The following is a 4,859-nucleotide window of genomic DNA, read 5'->3' as shown; positions in this document are numbered from 1 at the left end:
AGGGGAGGGAGCAGACCGAATTCCTGCTTCGACATCTGTAAAATCAGCAGGCCAACCGGACTTTGCTCCTCCCCCTGCGAAGGGGGAGGAAGTTATGCAGATACTGCTTTCACCGGACGGCTGGCGTAGAGATACAAAAGCGTCGCCGCCAGTATGCAAAACGCCATTGAACCGACCATCGGCCAGGCGCTTTTCGCCGTAAACAGTGACAGCACAGAACCAATCGCCGCACCGGTTCCGAAACGAATCGTGCCAGCCAGTGAAGCGGCTGTACCGGCCATGTGCGGGAAGTCATCCATAATGACGGCCATGGCGTTAGACGTCACCATCGCAATCACACCGACATACCCCGCCACACCGATCACCATCGCCCAGAATGGCAATCCGAAGGTACACACAATCACCAGCCACATCCCCATCGTCAGTTGCACAAACAACCCGAAGCGGAACATTTTCACCGCGCCCGTACGGCGCACGTTACGGCTGTTGATGAGTGTCAGAATGACCAGTGCGACGATGTTCAGCGCGAAGTAAAAGCCGAAGTTCTGCGGCGAAACGCCATTAAGTTCGATGTAAACAAACGGACCGGCGCTGAGGAAAGAGAACATCCCGGCAAATGAGAAACCACTCGCCAGCATATAACTAAGCACACGTTTGTGACGGAACAGGGACGCAAAGTTACCGACGCTGGTACGCAGATGAAATTTCTGCCGTCGTTCCTTGGGCAGTGTCTCTTTGATATAGACGCCCACCAGCGTCGCGGCAATCAGCGCGGCGATGGCCATTGCCCAGAAAATCGCGTGCCAGCTGAATATGGCCATCAGCAAACCACCGAGCATCGGTGCCAGCAGCGGCGCAACCGTCATCACCAGCACCACAAAAGACATCATTCGCGAGAATTCATCTTTGGTGAACATATCGCGCATCAGCGCGTTGATGACCACACTTGCGGCAGCGGCTGCCAGACCGTGCAGGAAACGCATCCAGACCAGTTGCTCGACCGACTGCGCCAGCGCACAGGCACCGGCCGCGACGGCAAAGATCATCACGCCCCAGAAGATAACCGGCTTACGCCCGAGGCTGTCCGCCATCGGTCCGTAAAACAGCTGCCCTATTGCAAAACCCAGCACGTAAGCGCTGAGCGTCATTTGCACGCTGCCCGCCGGAACGCCATATTCCTGTGCGATCACGGGCATACTTGGCAGATACATATCGATGGCCAGAGGCATCAGCATCGATATCAATCCCAGGATGAAAATCAGTCCGACGTGGGAGACCGGTTTTTCTTGCACTTTCAGCTGCTCCAGTTATCGAAAAAACTATCGCGAAGGAACGCCAACGCTGGCCACTTCCTGCTCAGTTAACGGACGGTACTGACCCGGTTCTAAATCTTCATCCATCACAATCTCGCCGATACGTTCACGGTGCAACGCAACCACACGGTTACCGACGGCGGCAAACATGCGTTTTACCTGATGGTAACGGCCTTCGCTGAGGGTGAGACGCACCAGACAGTCTTCGATTTTTTCGAGCTGTGCCGGTTTGGTCAGGGAATCTTCGTTATGCAACTGCACACCGGCCTCAAACTGCGCAGCGGTGTCGTCAGCCAGCGGATGTTCGAGCGTCACCAGATAGGTTTTTTCGCAGTGATGACGCGGCGAGGTGATGCGGTGTGACCACTGACCGTCGTCGGTCATCAGCACCAGACCGGTGGTGTCGATATCCAGACGCCCCGCGGCATGCAGTTTGTAGGCAACGGGTTCTTCGAGGAAATACAGCACGGTCGGGTGATCCGGATCATCGGTAGAACACACGTATCCCTGCGGTTTGTTGAGCATGAAATAACGCGGGCCGGTGATTTGATCCAGCACATTGCCATCAAACTCGACGCGTTGTTCAGGGCTGATTTTCATTGAGCCGGTTTTGACGATTTCACCGTCTACGGTGACACGTTTGTTACGCAGTTCGCGCAAAACCAGCGCGCGGCTTACGCCTAATTGCTGAGAGAGAAACTTGTCCAGACGCATTGGATCGACTTGCCTTCATGGCGATCTGAGTGATCGCGTTACTGATAAAACACAAGACCCCGCCGTCGCAATACAGCAACTGACAGGGTTCAGGGTTGTTCGGTTCGTAATAATTGCAAAGAGTTATTATTACTTCGGGGGGGCAGAAATACTGCCGCATTGAGCGCATTAGTATAGCCGTGCATCCTGCAAGGAAGAAGGAAAATAAGCAGGCTAAACATTCACAGCGGGCGATTTCTTTGCTCATCGCCATCAGCCGGATTTCTTGGCATACTGCATTACTGTTTTTATAAACAGGTAAGTTAACTCAATAATGAACAGGTGATCATCGCGTGACTGTTTTTACCCTCCGCCCCTACCAGCAAGATGCCGTGGATGCCACGCTGCGTCATTTTCGCCAGCACGACGAACCGGCTGTGATTGTGCTGCCGACCGGCGCGGGAAAAAGTCTGGTGATTGCCGAACTGGCGCGCGTTGCCCGCGGGCGTGTGCTGGTGCTCGCCCACGTCAAAGAACTGGTGGCGCAAAACCACAGCAAATACCTTTCTTACGGGCTGGAAGCCGATATCTTCGCAGCCGGTCTGAATCTCAAGCAAAGCAGCGGCAAAGTGGTATTTGGCAGCGTGCAGTCCGTCGCGCCTAACCTGGCGGAGTTCAGCGGTGAGTTTTCCCTGCTGATTGTCGATGAATGCCACCGTATCTCCGACGATGACAACAGTCAGTATCAGCAAATCATCGGCCACCTCAAAGCACAAAACCCGCGCCTGCGGCTGCTCGGCCTGACCGCCACGCCCTACCGTTTGGGCAAGGGCTGGATTTATCAGTATCACCATCAGGGCATTGTACGCGGCGATGCCAACAGCCTGTTCCGCGACTGCATCTATGAACTGCCATTGCGTTACATGATTAAAAACGGCTTTCTGGTACCGCCGGAACGGCTCGATATGCCGGTAGTCAGTTACGATTTCAGCCGCCTGCAGGCCAGCAGTAATGGTCTGTTCAGTGAAGCCGATCTGAATGACGAATTGCGCCAGCAAAAGCGCATCACGCCGCACATCATCAGCCAGATTATTGAGTTCGCGCAGGATCGCAAAGGGGTGATGATTTTTGCCTCGACGGTGGAACATGCCGGTGAAATTTTCGGTCTGCTGCCGAAAGGCGAAGCGGCGCTGATCAGCGCACAAACGCACGCGGTGGAACGGGACAGGCTGATTACCGCGTTTAAAGCGCAGCAGTTACGCTATCTGGTGAATGTATCGGTGCTGACCACCGGCTTTGACGCACCGCATGTGGATCTTATCGCCATCCTGCGCCCGACCGAATCCGTCAGTCTGTATCAGCAAATTGTCGGACGCGGGCTGCGGCTCGCACCGGGCAAAACGGATTGCCTGATCCTCGATTACGCCGGAAACCCGCATGACCTGTTTACGCCGGAAGTCGGCAGCCATAAACCGGCGGGCGATAACAAACCGGTGCAGGTGTTCTGCCCGGCCTGCGGTTTCGCCAATATTTTCTGGGGAAAAACCACCGAAGACGGCACAGTCATCGAGCATTTTGGCCGCCGTTGTCAGGGCGTGCTGGAAGATGATGAAGGCAATCGCGAGCAATGTGATTTCCGCTTTCGCTTTAAAAGCTGTCCGCACTGTGGCGCCGAGAACGATATCGCCGCACGGCGTTGTCATCAGTGTCAGGAAATTCTGGTCGATCCCGATGATATGCTGAAAGCCGCGCTGCGCCTGAAAGATGCGCTGGTGCTGCGCTGTGGTGGTATGAATCTGCAAAACGGGCGCGACGACAAAGGCGAATGGCTGAAGATTACTTATTACGATGAAGACGGTGCTGACGTTTCCGAGCGCTTTCGCCTGACGACGCCTGCCCAGCGCATGGCGTTTCTGCATAACTTCCTGCGTCCGCACCAGCGCGCGCCGGGCGTACCGCTGGAATGGAATACCGCCGCGGATATCGTCGCGCAGCAGATTTTATTGCGTCATCCGGATTTTGTGGTGGCGCGCATGAAAGGCCAGTTCTGGCAGGTGCGGGAAAAAATGTTTGATTATGAAGGCCGCTACCGGCGCGCTAACGAACTGCGCGGGTAACAGGGATGACCAAATCGGTAATTATTCATTGTTGCTGCGCGCCGACTCCGGTATCATACCGCCCGCTTTCGCCTTGTGTGAAAGCCGCAGTACTCAACTCGTCACTCGGTCGCAGGTGGCGGGGCACATTTTAGAAGTAGTTCTAATCGAGAAACATACAATGATCACTATCAATGTAGAAGTACGTCCACAGGACGAGCAGGGCAAAGGTGCGAGCCGCCGCCTGCGTACAGCAAACAAATTCCCAGCTATCGTTTACGGTGGCTCAGCTGCTCCGGTTTCTATCAAACTGGACCACGATTCTGTCAAGAATCTGGAAGTTAAAGCGGAGTTCTACTCTGAAGCAATTACTCTGGTTATCGACGGTAAAGAAACCAAAGTTAAAGTTCAGGCTGTACAGCGTCACCCGTTCAAGCCAAAACTGGCTCACATCGACTTCGTTCGCGTTTAATCGCTGACTGAGTTGTTGCGCATCGGGACGCCGTGCGAGAACAAATAAAAAACGCCGCTTATGCGGCGTTTTTTATTGGGCGCTATTCTGATTTGCTCCTCCCCCTGCGAAGGGGGAGGTTGGGTGGGGGTTTTAAAGACAACCCGGTGGTGGCATGTTCAACGATTCAAAACAGAAAGAATTACGCAAGGATCTGCGGGGAAATCGTTACTTATCCAGAGTTTTGTTTTATGGCAGGCGGTCCGGTGTAAAGCGCTGGGTGTTAAATTTCGCCGTCAGCATGGG

4 protein-coding genes are annotated in these 4,859 nt (G+C 54.4%); 2 read left to right on the top strand and 2 right to left on the bottom strand.

Annotated features, from left to right (window positions below; genetic code table 11):
- Positions 1 to 92 precede the first annotated feature (92 nt).
- Entirely contained in the window at positions 93 to 1,292 is a 1,200-nt protein-coding gene (locus UC14_RS26170; protein ID WP_112198746.1) for a Bcr/CflA family multidrug efflux MFS transporter, read from the bottom strand.
- 27 nt (positions 1,293 to 1,319) lie between these two features.
- Positions 1,320 to 2,027 (bottom strand): 16S rRNA pseudouridine(516) synthase RsuA, encoded by a 708-nt coding sequence (gene rsuA / locus UC14_RS26165; protein WP_013574637.1) that lies wholly within the window; start codon positions 2,025 to 2,027, stop codon positions 1,320 to 1,322.
- 332 nt (positions 2,028 to 2,359) lie between these two features.
- Between rsuA and UC14_RS26160 the strand changes: the two genes are divergently transcribed.
- Entirely contained in the window at positions 2,360 to 4,123 is a 1,764-nt protein-coding gene (locus UC14_RS26160) for a DEAD/DEAH box helicase (protein ID WP_112198745.1), read from the top strand.
- 160 nt (positions 4,124 to 4,283) lie between these two features.
- Positions 4,284 to 4,574 carry a 50S ribosomal protein L25 gene (gene rplY / locus UC14_RS26155; protein ID WP_013574635.1) on the top strand — a complete coding sequence of 97 codons (291 nt, stop codon included), beginning with the start codon at positions 4,284 to 4,286 and terminating at the stop codon, positions 4,572 to 4,574.
- The last annotated feature ends 285 nt before the right edge of the window (positions 4,575 to 4,859 follow it).

The sequence above is a fragment of the Rahnella sp. NRRL B-41462 genome, from assembly GCF_003263525.1.
Taxonomy (GTDB): Bacteria; Pseudomonadota; Gammaproteobacteria; order Enterobacterales; family Enterobacteriaceae; genus Rahnella; species Rahnella aceris.
The sequence above is the reverse complement of the archived record's forward strand: the minus strand, read 5'-3'. Positions and strand labels throughout refer to the sequence as shown.